The sequence below is a fragment of the Thermogemmatispora carboxidivorans genome, assembly GCF_000702505.1.
GTDB lineage: Bacteria > Chloroflexota > Ktedonobacteria > Ktedonobacterales > Ktedonobacteraceae > Thermogemmatispora > Thermogemmatispora carboxidivorans.
The window spans coordinates 571,224-586,190 of record NZ_JNIM01000001.1 but is presented as its reverse complement, the minus strand read 5'-3'; the positions used below and the strand labels follow the sequence as shown (position 1 = coordinate 586,190).

9 protein-coding genes and 2 tRNA genes are annotated in these 14,967 nt (G+C 58.5%); 1 reads left to right on the top strand and 10 read right to left on the bottom strand.

Features of this window, described 5'->3' with window-relative positions:
• Nucleotides 1-267: 267 nt before the first annotated feature.
• The 8 genes from hisD to N688_RS02245 form a co-directional block, all read right to left on the bottom strand.
• Nucleotides 268-1,599: a histidinol dehydrogenase gene (gene hisD, locus N688_RS02280; RefSeq protein WP_052887770.1), complete on the bottom strand. Its 1,332-nt coding sequence runs from the start codon at nt 1,597-1,599 to the stop codon at nt 268-270.
• Nucleotides 1,600-1,662: 63 nt separating this feature from the next.
• The gene (locus N688_RS02275) at nt 1,663-3,432 is read right to left on the bottom strand and encodes an MFS transporter (RefSeq protein ID WP_052887769.1); all 1,770 of its coding nucleotides are present in this window, start codon (nt 3,430-3,432) and stop codon (nt 1,663-1,665) included.
• Nucleotides 3,433-3,508: 76 nt separating this feature from the next.
• Nucleotides 3,509-4,357, bottom strand: coding sequence for a DNA repair protein RecO (recO, locus tag N688_RS02270; protein ID WP_052887768.1), 849 nt, complete (start codon nt 4,355-4,357; stop codon nt 3,509-3,511).
• 71 nt (nt 4,358-4,428) lie between these two features.
• Nucleotides 4,429-4,499, bottom strand: a tRNA-Cys gene (locus tag N688_RS02265).
• Between the two features lie 5 nt (nt 4,500-4,504).
• Nucleotides 4,505-4,579, bottom strand: a tRNA-Gly gene (locus N688_RS02260).
• A 356-nt stretch (nt 4,580-4,935) separates the two neighbouring features.
• Nucleotides 4,936-5,745 (bottom strand): 16S rRNA (uracil(1498)-N(3))-methyltransferase, encoded by an 810-nt coding sequence (locus N688_RS02255; RefSeq protein ID WP_052887767.1) that lies wholly within the window; start codon nt 5,743-5,745, stop codon nt 4,936-4,938.
• A gap of 14 nt (nt 5,746-5,759) precedes the next feature.
• Nucleotides 5,760-6,680, bottom strand: coding sequence for a 50S ribosomal protein L11 methyltransferase (gene prmA, locus N688_RS02250; RefSeq protein WP_052887766.1), 921 nt, complete (start codon nt 6,678-6,680; stop codon nt 5,760-5,762).
• 301 nt (nt 6,681-6,981) lie between these two features.
• Entirely contained in the window at nt 6,982-8,715 is a 1,734-nt protein-coding gene (locus N688_RS02245; protein WP_081838423.1) for an acyl-CoA mutase large subunit family protein, read from the bottom strand.
• 196 nt (nt 8,716-8,911) lie between these two features.
• Between N688_RS02245 and N688_RS02240 the strand changes: the two genes are divergently transcribed.
• Nucleotides 8,912-10,246, top strand: a complete 1,335-nt coding sequence (locus N688_RS02240) for an MFS transporter (protein ID WP_081838422.1) — start codon at nt 8,912-8,914, stop codon at nt 10,244-10,246.
• A 78-nt stretch (nt 10,247-10,324) separates the two neighbouring features.
• Here N688_RS02240 and N688_RS02235 read toward each other — a convergent pair whose 3' ends face one another.
• On the bottom strand, nt 10,325-11,665 hold the full coding sequence (locus N688_RS02235) for a hypothetical protein (protein ID WP_156025252.1): 1,341 nt from the start codon (nt 11,663-11,665) through the stop codon (nt 10,325-10,327).
• A gap of 46 nt (nt 11,666-11,711) precedes the next feature.
• Entirely contained in the window at nt 11,712-14,966 is a 3,255-nt protein-coding gene (locus N688_RS02230; protein ID WP_052887763.1) for a glycosyltransferase family 39 protein, read from the bottom strand.
• Nucleotide 14,967 lies beyond the last annotated feature (1 nt).

Below are 14,967 nucleotides of genomic sequence, written 5' to 3'. Positions count from 1 at the left end.
CGCCCCTGTCCCGCTCCCCTTCGATCCGTTGCACTTCTTCAGCCTACTCGCCCAGGCTCCCTGGTTTTCCAGGAAAAACGCTCGCTCGTTGCTCATGGTGCTGGGCGCATTATAGCACATTTTCGCTGAACAGGAAGTAAGCTATTGTACTATCTCTATGTGAACCCAGCACAGCTGAGCCATCCCGTGCCCGGGGCTCGGCCAGCCCCGACTGCTCCACCTTTTCTGGAGCAGGCTGAGCTAGCCGCAGCCCTTGCGATTGCTCCCCTACTCCCCGGCTTCTGGCCACGTCGACAGCGGTCGCTCGTTGACGGCAGCCGCGTGGGCCGGAAACCCCTCAAACTCTGCCAGCGTCCGCGTTGTCTCTTCTAACGCACGGTATCCTGTTGCTGTCACATAGGCTACGCCCGTGCGCTTGAGAAAATCGTGAACCGAGGTCGCCGAGAAGGTGTGAGCAAAGCCGCCGGTTGGCAGAATGGCGTTGGTTCCTATGCAATAGTTGCCGAGACAGATGGGGGTAGCAGGTCCTATGAGAATCTCCCCGGCGTTACGCAGATGCGTCAGCAGCGCAAATGGCTCACGTACCTGAACCTCCAGATGCTCGGGAGCATATTCGTTGACAAAGTCTACAGCCTCATCCATAGTGCGCGTCAGGATGATCCCCCCTGTTCCTTTCTCTTCCTCCAGGACAGCGCGGCAAAAGGCACGCCGCCACTCAGGCAGAGCCGCGATTTTGGTCGGTAAGAGCTGACTGACGGCCTCTGCCAGGCTTCGAGCAGGGGTGACCAGCAGGCTGGAAGAATCGGGGCCGTGCTCGGCTTCGATGAGCAGATCGCGCGCGACCAGCTCGGGGTCAGCGCTGTCGTCGGCCAGGAGAATAGCCTCACTGGGTCCTGCCGGCAGCCCGACGTCAACGACCCCATAGAGCAATCGCTTAGCGGCTGCGACATAGCCGCTGCCAGGTCCTGTAATCTTATGCACCCGCGGGATGGTCTCAGTGCCGTAAGCGAGAGCCGCTATGGCCTGCGCTCCACCAACGCGATAGATCTCGTGCACACCGCAGAGGTCGGCAGCCACCAGGGAGGCAGCATCGATTTCGCCATCGGGGCCAGGCGGCGTACAGACAACGATGCGCGGTACGCCGGCAATGCTGGCAGGGGCAGCCAGCATGTACATGACGGAGGGGAAAGCCCCTTTGCCACGTGGTACATAGAGACCCACGCTGCTGATGGGCGTCACCAGCTCCCCGGCCATGACCCCCGGCATCACCTGGGTATACCATTGCTCCTGCGGCAATTGCCGTTGATGAAAGACCTTGACATTGCGCACGGCCTGCTCAAGCGCGACACGCACACGACCATCAAGTTGACGATGAGCACGCTCAATCTCTTCGGCCCTCACCCGCAGGCGCTCGGCACTCAGCTGAACACCATCAAAGCGCGCTGTATACTCCAGGACCGCGGCATCGCCACGCGCACGTACCTCCTCGACGATTGGCCGCACGCGCTCGGTTACCTCTTCTATGCGCAGCTCGGCGCGGCGCAGTAGACGCCGGCGCTGGGCTGCATCCATTGTCGCCAGCTCATAGAAATGCACCATTACCTATCAGACTCCACCGAAAAGATTCCGTTTTCTGCTCGCCGCTGAAGACCCCTCTTCGGCTTAGGCCATTACAGCATCCGAACTGGACCCCCGAGCAAGGGCGTCGGCGCGCTGGGCGGCAGCAACATCGCTCTTCATCCAGCGTGCGCCGAAGATCCCAACCAGCCCGGCCAGCACCAACATTGGTACACAAGTCACCAACAACGCCAGGCGCAGGTCCTGACCGGCCAGATCATGGGCAAAATGGCTGCCATGTGTCGGGTCGAAATGCTGGGCCAGCACCCCAATCAGCGAGGGCGCAAAGGCGTCGCCGAGCAAGTGAGCCAGAAGCAACGCCAGGGCGACCGCCGAAGCGCGCAACGCCGAGGGCACAGTGTCCTGAATAGCCGCTGTGCAGGGTCCATTATAAAGCAAGATGAGCATAGCTGTAATAAAGAAAAAGACCATAAAGGCGGTAGTACTATGCACGGTTACCGCCAGGGCGAAGCTTGGGGCGCAGAGCAAAAAGCCAATCCCACAGACAAGAATACGCGCCCCCGGATGGAAGGTGTTCAGAATATCTGCCAGATAACCACCGATGATCATCCCCGCAATACCCGCGATGACTACCACTACGCCCGAGAGCGTTGCCGCCTGCGCTACCGTCAGCCCCAGAGCATCTTTCTGATGCAGATAGACCGGCAAAAAGGAGACGCTCGCTCCCTGGGCATAGAAGGCAAAGACCTGGACAAGCGTCAGTACGATCAGACTACGAATGCGCAGTAGGGAAGTGAAGTCCCTCCAGAGTTGCTGCCAGCTAAAGGGTAGTCGCTGCTCTTCTGCCACAGGTGGAGCAGGAGCAGTGACCACGGCCTCTGCAAGAGAAGGGCTTCCTTGTTCTTCGACTTCGGCGCCTGCCTCCTCAGCCCGGGTAGTACTGGCCTGCCAGCGCAGCATCAGAAAGAGACCACCGAGGGCCAGCAGGGCTATTACTACTACCAGCACTAACCCGATCGCGATAAAGGTCAGGGCCACGCCCCAGTTCTTGAGGATCAGGCCGGTGACTCCCCCACCTAAGATGAAGCCTCCTAAGAGATAGCTCAGCGCGTTGACCACTGACTTCCAATGGGCAAGGACAAGATCAGAGCTGGCGCTGACCCTCTCTCCCTCTACCTCCTGTAGTTCGCCGACTTGCTCCCTCTCTTCCTCCTCCTCCAGCTCATCAGCCTCATTGCGTCGCGGCTCACGTAAGCGCCAGGCCAGCAAGGCCAGCACGAGGCCAGGAATCCCTGAGATCAGAAAAGCGAGCCGCCAGCTTCCTTGCCCCAATCCAGCAATAACGCCACCGAGGATGAAGCCTACCATCAGACCAATCAGCGAGCCTGCTCCCCAACGACTCATGACCCCTGCCCGCTTCTTACGACTATAGTAGTCGCTCAGTAAAGCTGTGCCCGCTGGATAGTAACCGGCCTCGCCAACGCCCAAGACCATGCGAGACAGAAAGAGGGCGATAAAGTTGCTGGCCAGGGCAGTAAGGGCCGTGGCCAGGCTCCAAATAGCCACGCAGAGCGCCACTACGTTCTTGCGCCGCGTGCGATCAGCCCAGATGCCAAAAGGTAGCGTCCCTAGCGTGTAGACGATCAGAAAGGCCGAGGCAATGTAACCAAGCTGGTCTAAGCCCAGTCCCAGCTCCTGGCCAATGCTTGTAGAGGCTCCTGTGAAGACATAACGATCCATGTAGTTGAGGAAATTAATGGAGAACAGGATCACAAAAGCGTAGGTTGCATAGCCCGAGGTGCGCCGTTTCCCGGCTCCCAGGTCAGCACTGACTGAGGGAGCAAATGGTTTCATGGACAACCTCCTCAGAGGGAGATAGGCAAAGAAGCCCAACGACAATCGCAAAGGGACTGACCTGAGCACCACTCTATCACAGATTCGGAGCGGAGGGAAGGGAGGGACTGTCAAGATTTCGCTCCAGGCGCAGCATTTCAAGAAAACTCCAGGTTTTCAAGTCGCGTTCCAGGTGAAATCGGAGGAGATCATGCATCACACGCTCGATCTCCAGCAGCAGCGAAGGGCTGAGACGCCAATGAGGAACGGCCTGCCACTCGCTACGCTGCAGGACGCGCAACACATGCAGCGCCTTCACAGAGAGGGAACGACTCCAGAAGCGGGAACAGCGAGGACAGAGGGCGCCCCCCAGCGAAGGAGAGAAGCCGTTTTGTTCGGGACGCAATTCGGCAGCGCAATGAGCACAGGCGCGGAAGGCCGGCTCGTAGCCAACCAGACTTAAAAGATGGATCTCGAAGTAGCGCAACAGCAATTGCGAAAGCGCTCGCCAGGCATCATCGGCCTGGCCAGGTGACTCCTCCTTCCGAGAGCGGGCCGCATCGGCATCGAGCGCACGCAGCATCTCTAGCATAAGAAAGTAGATCCGGCTCTGCTGCGTATGCTCCTCCAGAAAACGGTCTACCAGCTCAGCCAGATAGAAGCCGCAGGTCATGTGCCATTGGCTCATGCGCAGATCGAGGAAGCTCTCGCGACTCTCTGCCTGCGTCACAATATCCAGGTCACGCCCGAGAGCGAGCTGCAACTGACTATGGCAGAGGAGTTCTAGATGGCCAGCCAGCTTACTGGTCGGGCGACGTATCCCCTTGGCCACCGCCTGCATTTTGCCATGAGTGGGCGTGAGGAGGGTCACAATGCGGTCTGCCTCACCGAGGTTGATCCGTCTGAGGACAATTGCTCTTGTGGAGTAGCTACGCTGCTGCCGCATGCGCTGGAGTCCTTAGCAATAAAAAAGACGTGATCGTAGAGCATCACGCCTTTCCATGAGAGAAGAGGAGGAGGCGACGAGCGGATTCGAACCGCTGATCGGGCTTTTGCAGAGCCCTGCCTTACCACTTGGCCACGTCGCCACACCTGGAGCGGGAGACGGGATTCGAACCCGCGACATCTTCCTTGGCAAGGAAGCGCTCTACCACTGAGCCACTCCCGCATATCTGGCTAGAGGAGTTCTCTAACCTTGTGCCATTAAGATAGCACATCTCTGGTGATTTGTCAACAGGTTTTGGATCAGATTCCAGAAATTTCTCAGCATTCGTTAGAGAGGGAGATCTCTTGCTCCTGAGAGCAAGGTCCGGGCCATGCGGAAAGCGGTTTCCACTAATGGGGCCAGGCGAGGCAGGGCTAGACTGACAGGCCTGTCTCGTCAAAGCGGGGCCACTGTCGGAAGTAGCGCGGCGATTGCCCGTCACACCGCTGTGAGCGTTGCGGCAGGTGGAGGCCATCATAGGTGGATGCTCTGCCGATGTGTTGATAAGGAAGGGGCCTTCTCTGATCAACCAGCGTTAGCTAGCCAGAGACAGCCTCGTCGGTCTCTGCCTCTGCATCTTCGTATTCGTAAAGTACGCTGGCAGCGGCCACCAGAGCCGCTGTCTCTGCCCGGAGAACGCGGGGGCCAAGTGAGACAATGAGAGCGCCATGCTCACGGGCCAGAGCCACTTCCTCGGGGGCCAGTCCGCCCTCGGGTCCGATAAAGAGGGCCACAGTGAACGGTCCACGCAGCACCGCCTCACGTATCTGTTGCCGCCGAGTGCGCAGGGCTGTGCGCAGAGCGAGCTTTTTTTCCTGCTCCCACGGCATCACGATCAAGGCATCAGCAGGAAGCTCGGCCAAAGCCTGGGGGAGGCTGCGTACGGGAAGCAGTTCGGGGAGACGAGACCTGCCACACTGTTCCGCCGCTTCCTGGAGAATACGTTGCCAACGCTGGACCTTTGTCGCTCCCAGCACCTCTTGTCCACTCTGCGATCGCTGGCAGCGGAGCGGGACAAAAGCGCTGACACCCAGCTCTGTCCCTTTCTCCAGAATCCACTCGAAGCGGGCTGACTTCAGCAGTCCCTGATACAGCACTAGCCGGAGGCAGCCCTCGCTACGGCCCTTACGCCGCTCGACGATCTCCACTTCGACCCCAGAGCGCCCAGCGTGTACAATCCTCGCCTCAATTTCGTCGCCACTGTTATCAAGTAGGAGCACACGCTCACCGGGAGCGAGCCGCAAGACATCACGAACCTGATGAGCTACTGCTGTGGGCAACATCATCCGGTACAACGAGGAACGGTTAGTCTGGGCTAACAACTCAGGCGAGACAAAGAAACGGTGCATGGCCGCTCATCAGGCTAGACTGGCTTGCGCATGACAAAAAGCAACCAGTCATTGGTTTGCACGGTGGCCATTGGACAAAGCCCGGCTCCTTTGAGCGCCTCCTCGACCTTATCCCGATGCTCCTGCAACACTCCGCTGGCTAGCAGCAGGCCCCCAGGAGCCAGGACGGTCGCCATAAAGGGGGCTAGAGAGCAGATCACACCAGCCAGAATGTTCACCACCAGCAAATGATAGCGACCAACCAGGGCCAGGCTGCTTGCTTCGTCGAGTGTTCCGTGAATCACCCGAATGCGTTCGCTAAGATGATTGCGCTCCACATTCTCGCGGGCGCTGGCGACAGCAACATCGCTAATATCGTAGGCGTCGACCTCGTCAGCTCCCAACAGGGCGGCAGCCAAGGCCAGGATGCCCGAACCCGTTCCCAGGTCAAGGACACGCATACCTGGCTGTACACGCCGTTCCAGCTCCTCCAGACACATTCTGGTGGTCGGATGGAGACCGGTGCCAAAGGCCATGCCGGGATCGAGCGTCATGACAACCTCGCCCTCAGCGGGCCTGTATTCGCGCCACGAAGGGCAGATGACCAGGCGGCGGCCAATATGGGTCACATGATAGGACTCCTTCCAGGCGGTGGCCCAGTCTTCTTCACGGATCAGGCGCGTCTCTAGCTCTCCAACAAGCCCGGCGCCGATGCTGGCAAGATGCCACAGCCCCTCAGCAATCCGCTGTTGGGCCTCCTCCTCTTTACCATCAACCGGCAGATAGGCATGAATCTTGACAGGATGGCCGGGGAGAATGCGATATTCCTGCCCGTCATCGAGCAGTTCGATCGGTTCTTCAATGGCCACGCCACCATGCGTATAGCGCATGAGGAGTTCACTGACGGACTCAACCGCCTCGGGGTGCGCCTGCACCGTTAATTCTATCCACTGCATCGCATCTCGATCCTCACCTTAAATCAGGTAATGCCCTTTCACTCTTATCCCAAGGGTCGCGCGATATTCTATTATGCCATCAGGAGAGCGCGCACGCAACGCGCTTTCCCACCCCTGGCGGATCAGGGGGTCGGCGGCCCTCCCTGCCATCCAGCCCGGTCCACCAATCTCTAGGGCTTGGCTTCCAGGAGATCAGCCAGGTAACAGCGCGATGTTTTGGCTCCGCCTGCCCCCTCGCCCTTAGTGGCAGCTTCTCCAACCACCAGGAAGCACCAGGCTCCTGGCTAAGGCCCTCGCCTGGCTAGAAAACTGTCGGCTCTGTATACTCACCAAAGACTGAGCGGAAGACATCCATGATCTCGCCCAGGGTGGCATAGGCTTTCACGGCCTCAATAATGGCCGGCATCGTGTTCTCTCTTCCTTCGGCTACGCGGCGCAGGCTGTCGAGAGCTTTCCTGACTGCCGCTTGATCCCGCTCTCTGCGCACACGGTTTAAGCGCTCCAGGTGGACGCGCTCCCCCTCGCGATCGATGTAGAGCGTCGGGACCTTCATCTCCTCTTCCAGGACGTACTGATTCACACCTACAATGATGCGTTTGCGTTGCTCGATCTCTTGTTGATAGCGGTAGGCCGATTCGGCAATCTCTCGCTGGAAGAAGCCATTCTGGATACAGGCCAATACCCCCCCCAGCTCCTCGATCCGCTTGATATACTCCCACGCCGCTTGCTCGGTCTCATCGGTGAGCTTCTCAATAAAGTAGGAGCCTCCCAGTGGGTCGACAGTATTGGTGACCCCGCTCTCGCAGGCAATAATCTGCTGGGTACGCAGGGCAATCAGGGCCGCCTTCTCAGTGGGAAGCGCCAGCGCTTCATCAAGGGCGTTGGTGTGGAGCGATTGCGTGCCTCCGAGCACTGCGGCCAGCGCCTGAATGGTTGTGCGTACGATATTGTTCTCCGGCTGTTGAGCGGTGAGGGAGACCCCCGCCGTCTGAGCGTGACAGCGGAGCAGCCAGGAACGCGGATTTTTGGCTCCGTAGCGCTCGCGCATGAGTTTTGCCCAGATGCGACGCGCTGCGCGGAATTTGGCGATCTCTTCGAAGAAGTCATTATGGACATCGAAGAAAAAGGAGAGTCGCGGCGCGAATTCATCAATCTTGAGGCCACGCTGGAGCGCCGCTTCTACATAGGTCATGCCATCGGCAATGGTGAAGGCCAGCTCCTGGACAGCAGTGGCACCTGCTTCGCGAATATGATAGCCACTGATGCTGACGGTGTTCCAGCGCGGCATGTGGCGCGCGCCAAATTCGATGGTGTCAACGACGAGCCGCAGGGAAGGTTCGGGAGGAAAGAGAAACTCTTTCTGCGCTATGTACTCCTTGAGGATATCGTTCTGTAGAGTGCCTCCCAGTTTCTCACGCGGATAACCATGCTTCTCGGCGTTGACGATATACATGGCCCAGATGACTGCTGCCGGGCTGTTGATGGTCATGGAAGTAGTAATGCGATCAAGGGGCAGATCCTGAAAGAGGATTTCCATGTCGGCCAGCGAGGAGACTGCAACGCCACATTTGCCGAACTCACCGGCAGCCATCGGATGGTCAGTGTCGTAGCCGTAAAGCGTGGGCATGTCAAAGGCGGTCGATAGACCTGTCTGCCCCTGCTGCAGGAGATACTTGAAGCGCGCGTTTGTATCTTCAGCTGTGCCGAAACCGGCAAACATCCGCATGGTCCAGGGCTTGGCCCGATACATTGTCGGCTGTACGCCGCGGGTAAAAGGGTACTCGCCCGGCAGGCCGATATCGCGCATGTAATCCAGGTGGGCAACATCCAGCGGGGTGTAGACGCGCTTGATGGGGACACTGGAGGTGGTCATGTGGTGCTCTCGCTCGGGCATGCGCTCAAGCGACTGTTTGAGCGTGGTTCCTTCCCAGCGCCGTTGCTCGGCTGCCAACCGTTCTAGCTCAGCTTTATCAAAGAGGGTCCCCTGCACAAGGCGGGGTTCCTTGCCAATATCCACAGATTCCTGGTCTAGCATGCCGCTCACTCCTCTTCGTCGAGAACCCTTGTGGGACGGCCTGAGCCGTTGACATTGCCGCCCCCCAGGACGATTTCCACAGTTGTATTGTACCATAGGGGTGGCCTCTCACGGCCCCTCTTCTCCCCGGCAGGTGCCCTTTTCCTCTCTATCTCCTCCACTTCTCTCCGTGTTACACTTCATTTGGAGGGATCTTATGAAACAAGCAGAGCAGAAATCGACGGCTGGTTCAAACCAGATGGCTATGCTACCAGAAGAGCAGATTGCTACTTTGCCTGCCGCAGGTCGCGATCTCTTTTTGGTCAGCACAGCTCATGCTTTTATTCACGCTATTACCGTCTTGATGCCTCTCGTTTACCCCTTCATCCAGGAGGAGTATCATCTCAGCTATACCCAAATTGGCCTGGTAGTCGCTCTTCCCAATGCTCTCGGGGGCTTTCTCCAGGTGGTCTTCGGCCTGGCCAGCCGCTATATCTTGCGCAAGGTGCTCCTTGGTGCTGGCGCTATTCTCGGCGGCTTGAGCACCCTGCTGATGGGTACGATCAATGGCTTCTGGCCTTTGATGACCTGGAGTACGGCTTTCCGACTGGCTACCGCTCCTCAACATCCCGTTGGCAGCTCGTATCTGACCGATCGCTACGGCCAGCACCGGCATGGCTATGCTTTGGCCTGGCATATCGCCGGCGGCAATATCGGCACGCTGGCTGTCCCTTTTATCGCCGGCCCCCTGCTGGGACTGTGGGGCTGGCGCCCCTTGCTCTATGTGGCCGCTTTGCCAGGCATCTTGATTGGCATCGCTATCCTGATTCTGCTCGAAGAGAGGGGACCACTCGATCGGCGCAGCCGCTTCCGGCAGCAGACTGCAGAAATAGCGCCTCAGCCCGCTCACAATCGGGCCTCGCGCGGGAGCGAGCTGCTCCAGACAGGCAAAAGCCTGCTGCTTCCGCTGCGCGACCGTACGCTGCTGATTATCATGGCCGTCTCCATTATTGCCGCTGGCGGTCGTGGTCTAGGCAATGTTACTACCTATGTCCCGCTTTATTTGCAAAATGTGCGCCATGTAGATAGCCGTCTTCAGGGTCTTCTGCTGACTTTGTTGCTTCTGGGAAGCGTCGTCGGCCCGCTGCTAGGTGGCCGCCTCTCCGACCGCCTGGGACGCCGCCCTATGCTCTATCTATTCTATGGAGCCTCGGCTGTCACGACGTTCCTCTTTACCGAGCTGGCTCGCCCAGGTATGCCTTTCTGGCTTATCCCACCGGCTTTGTTGCTGATGGGCCTTGCTGTCTATGCAGAAGCTCCTTTGCTCCAGGCTTACCTGGCAGATTCGGCCAGCCGCGATGTGCGTGACAACGCCTTCGGTCTCTATTTCGCGCTGGCCTTTGGCGTTGGCTCCGCCTGGGGTGGCATCATTGGCTGGCTCATCGATCAGTTTGGCTTCCAGCTCGCCTTTATGGCGATGGCCCTCTCCTACCTCCTGGCTGGGAGCTTACTGACTCTGATCCGTCAGCAGCCAGTGGTCGGCCAGGGCTGAACGGTGGGCTTGCCCTTGGTGATTCGTAGCCGGAGCGCAGCCTGGGTCTTTCTGCTCTGGCGCATGTAAGGAGGGTTGCTAGACAGGTTGGATCACTGCTAGTAGCGCGTTCACGACACATCCCATTGCCTCCGAAGTGAAATAGTCTTCTTTGCCAATCCCGGCGCCCGGTTTGCTCACATAGATCTGAAAATCGGCTCGCAGACGGTAGAAGTAGCCATGATACGTGTGCTCATAAAATGGTCCCAACAGTAAAGCAATCAGGGCCTGTTCCTCGTTGAGCAATGGGAGCGTGACCTGGGTATTATAGAGCTGGAGGCCGCTTAGCGTTAGACACTGGGCCCGTGTTTCTTTATAATCCTGGATAACGCTCCCATTGCTCAGATGGAGGGCAAAGTAGAAGCCGCCGCGCTGGGTGTCCCAGAGACCACTGGTGGTGAAGAGGCTCTGGAGTAACGTGCCAGCGAGCGAAAGATAGTGGCGTTGACCAGTGAGATGATAGGCCAGGGCCAGGGCTGAGATCGCCTCTCCTTCGGAGGCCGCTCTGACTTGATCGCTTTGGGGCTGGTCAGGGCCTGCAGGTTCAACCAGCATGCTCTCGTAGAGCAAGTGCCTGTGAGGATCAAAGGCGACGCTGATGACGTGTTGCAGCGTCCGCTCGCCGGCCTCCTTCCAGGCCGGCACCTGCCAGCGCTTTCCCGCATCGATGAGAGCGACACCACACTCTAGCGTATGGACCGTACTATAGTCGGGTAGTCGATGACGCCGGTCGTAGACGTTCCCTACCAGTGGATCATACCAGAAGCGATAGAAACGCTCGGCCAGAGCACGGGCTTCTTGTAGGAGAGCAGCATCTGGCAAGGAGAGCGCAGCAGAGAGGAGTGAGAAGTAGACCCAGCCTTTGGGCAGGTTGTAGTTCTGAAAATCGATTCTGACCACAGCCAGTATTCGCTGCAGGTCGGCTTGATAGCTCCTCTTTCCAGGGTTGAGGCGCTGATAGCTGCTCAAGGCGTTCAGGTAGAGCAGATCAACCTGGGGATCATGCTTTTTCAGTGTCTCTGCTTGCGGCCCAGGCCCAGGCCGAATGGCATTGACACGCTCTGGATGGGCCATCTCCCAGTTGATGAAGAGACCGCCGGTGTGCTGGCCATGCGTTTCGGCCAGGGGATTCCAGGCATGCTGATGCATGCTCTCCAGTACCTGGTCGACCACTGTCTCAACCTGCTGGCGCCACCCAGGCAACAAGGTCAGCGAGGTCGCGGCAGCGGCGAGGTTCTGGCCAGGACTGGGAGTGAGACCCTCCCCTACGAGCAGAGGCGGATGAGGGAGCTGCTCCCAGAGTGGCGCACAGCTCACAATATAGCCAGCTGCGGTCATGATCACCCAGAGCACAATCACAATCCACACGATAGTTCGCAATAATCCGTATAGCTTCTTTTGCATAGAACTAGACCCTCCGAAATAGCTAGCCGCCACGCAGATAGAGAGCGGATGCATATCCTTCAAAGACCAGGCGCACATCGGGCGGAAAGATAAAGCGCTTTTTGACAGCAGACTCATATGGTCCGCCATCTGAGACAATCCAGACCCGTGGGTGCTCAGCCAGCACCGTCGCGAAGTCCTCTTGGTTGAGGAGCGCCTCCGCCGCAGAGGCGGTCTCTATGATATGCCCACGCTGCTCCATGAGATAGAGGGCGCGGTCGATGGAGAAAAAGTAATCGACTTGCCCCACATAGTAGCGCACGCAGTTGGCAGGTGCTACCGCAATTACCACGTCCCCTCGGCGCAGATGTTGCCGTAGATAGGCTCCGACGACATCATAGTCGGCGTAGTGACGGTGATAGGGCAGCCCCAACAGCCGGCTCAGAAACAGGCTGCTGGTGTTCATCGCTTTCAACGGCGCAATCAAGAGGAGGGCACACAGCAGACCCGAGCTTCCTATTAAGAAGAGGCGCTGCACCGCCGTTACTCGGCTCCAGCTCTGGTCAGGCAATAAAGAGCCTGCCTCTGTCAAGGCCATTGTGAATCTCCCAATAGCCTGCATGAGCTCGCTCGCTCCATAGGCGCTCAACAGGTAATAGCAAGGGAGCAATGGATAGAGGTAGCGATCAGCCTGCAGCGTAAAGCCGTAGATGAGCGTCAGCCAGGAAGCCAGTAAAAACAAGAGACAGTAGCAAGCGCGTGGCTCCTTGCTGCGAATAGCTTTCAAGCAGCCAAGTACCATGCTCGCCGAATTAAGGAAGAGCCAGGGGGTCCGTCCATTTGTGGCAGGCGAAAACAGCATTTCTGTATAGAAGATGACGTTATTCAAGGTGAATTGGACAAGAGGGCGCTGCGAGGTATCTGTTCCGAGGATCGGTGGATGGCTGCCATGAGCCAGCAGGAGCTGAATGCCGATACCGATGCCAGAGAGCAGGCCAGCTCTTCGCCAGGAGGGCGAGCAACAAAGGGCTGCCAGGCTGAGCCGGGCCCGGTCTCTGCAGCAGAGAGCGCAGAACAACAGGGCCGGCAGGATGATAAAGGTCTCCTCGTGGCTCAGATAGGTTGCTAGCAGGCAGAGCGCTACCCCGTAGATGAGGCGAGAGCGCGCCTGGCGCTGTAGGCAGTTATGAAAGAGCAGCAAGGTCAGCAGGGTGAAGAGCTGCGCTTGCTGGTACATGCGCATCTGGCGTGACCAGACCCAGGCCAGAGGTGAACAGGTCAGCATAGCCGTCGCTAGCCAGGCCACACGGCGGGAGAAGAAGTAGCAGCCTGCCAGATAGAGCAGGGGTAGACAGAGCAGGTACTCGCCAACGCTGATGGCCCGCGTTATCTCTGGACGGTCGCCGAAAAGCAGGCTCCAGCCGGCCAATAGATACGAATAGAGTTCTGCCTTGGTGTAGAGAAAACCCGACGGGAAGCTTGGCCAGCCAGTGGCCAAAATGCCGTGTGCTGCATAGTAGCTGGAAAGCTCATCTTGCCAATACGGCTCATACGCGAGTTGGTAGCCTGAGAAGAGGATAGCTACGACCAGGAGCGCGAGCATGGCCAGCCAGAAGCGCCAGGATAGCCAGGAGGGATGGCCCATTAATAGATAGCCAGATAGCGATCGATACCAGCCGGACAAGCGCTTCCAACGTTGAGAGCTATCTTGAAGGCACTCCTCTGCCTCGATTTTGCTGTTTTTGTGCTCTTTTCCCAGCCAAATAGCTTCCTGTCTGAAATGACTGATCTGCAATCGACGCCTGGCCATCCAGATTGCCCAGGCCAGCACGGCGTAGTCAAGCAAGAGGAGTGTTTCCAGAAACCAGAGCCAGAACCTGGTATACGGCCAGAGATGTGGGAGTACGGGCACATGGGCCAGCACTATCAACAGTGCCGCCAGCGTTAGCGGTGGGACTACGGCCAGGCTCAATCGTCGCCAGATCATTCGCGGTACAACAGAGCATCCAATGGCGAGCCAGAAACCTAGCCCAAGCCAGGGGAGCCAAACGCTGGCTATCGCTCCGCTAAGGATGATCCAGCTTGTGGTGGGCAGGGAGAGGAGAGAAGGCGAGGCGAGCGTCACAGTGGTCAGGTATGGCAAGAGCAAGGGGGCCGAAGGAATTTCGAGAGGAGCCGATGGCCAGCGCTTCGCTAGCTGTTCCGCATTTAATTCTCCGCAGGCCCGATGATCGGCCAGGCGCCAGGCCGCTGATGGTTCCAGCCAAAGAGACCGGCCTTCGCTCTCCTCAAGAACAAGATCGGTCAGCACTGTCACCTTGGCAACAAGGTGCTCCACCGGTCCTGCGACTGGCGGCACCTGCAGAGCCGTATGGATGGTCAGCGTATTACGCCCCCTATGCAGCCAGGGTGAGATGTCATAAAGCGTGACCGCAAGCCCGGCCCGATAGCCTTCTGAAGAGGGAGGCTGCTTGAAAGGCAGAGACTGGACTCCTCCGCTCAGGGTCGTCAGCAACCTTCCATTGAGATACACACTTGTTCGGGCAGGGCTTCCCAGGCGCAGCCAGGCAGTGGTCACTCCCTCGGGCACGTCGAGGAGTCGAGCAAAGCAGGCGTCCGGGCTGTCCGCTCTTAGCCAGAGGTGAGGCAAAGGTTGCTCGTAGGGACGGGGATCAAAGGAGAGATGAGGCTCAGAGCCAGCCTCTTCAGGAAGAACTCTCGCCCGCCGCCAGTCAGTTGCGTCGAAGTCGGGCAGGCTCCAGGCATTGGCCGTAGCCGCATCGCGGCGATGGGCCAGACCGCTCTGAGCGGTGGCGCGCCAGACTTCTCCCGAGCCATAGCGGTAGGTTCCTGCCCCATTCCTGATCTCTAGGAAAGCTCTTAGAGCCGGTACCTGCAAGTCTGCATTGACTACACGCAGAGCAATGACGTTTACCCCGATCCGTAACGCGCGGCGTAGATCATAGAGAAAGGCACGGGGAGCGAATTGGCCGTTCGTGCTGCCCAGTGAGACGCCGTTGACAGCCAGGGTGAAAGTCTGCCGCGCCGCTACCGTCAGCAGCGCTTCCTCTGGCCACGAATTGAGCGGCAGGCTGTAACGAAAGTAGGCGACCGGTGCGCTCCCATCTGCCGCGGTGATCCAACGGGCCCCTCCCCAGCCGGGATCAAAATCCCCCGGCTGAGGAACCATAGTAGCCTGCCAGGGAAACCAAACCGCCGCCAACATGGCCAGCAGCAGGAGGCAGAGAGAGCCGGGACTGGGAAGAAACTGGCGATACAAGTACCAGCGCTCAAACATA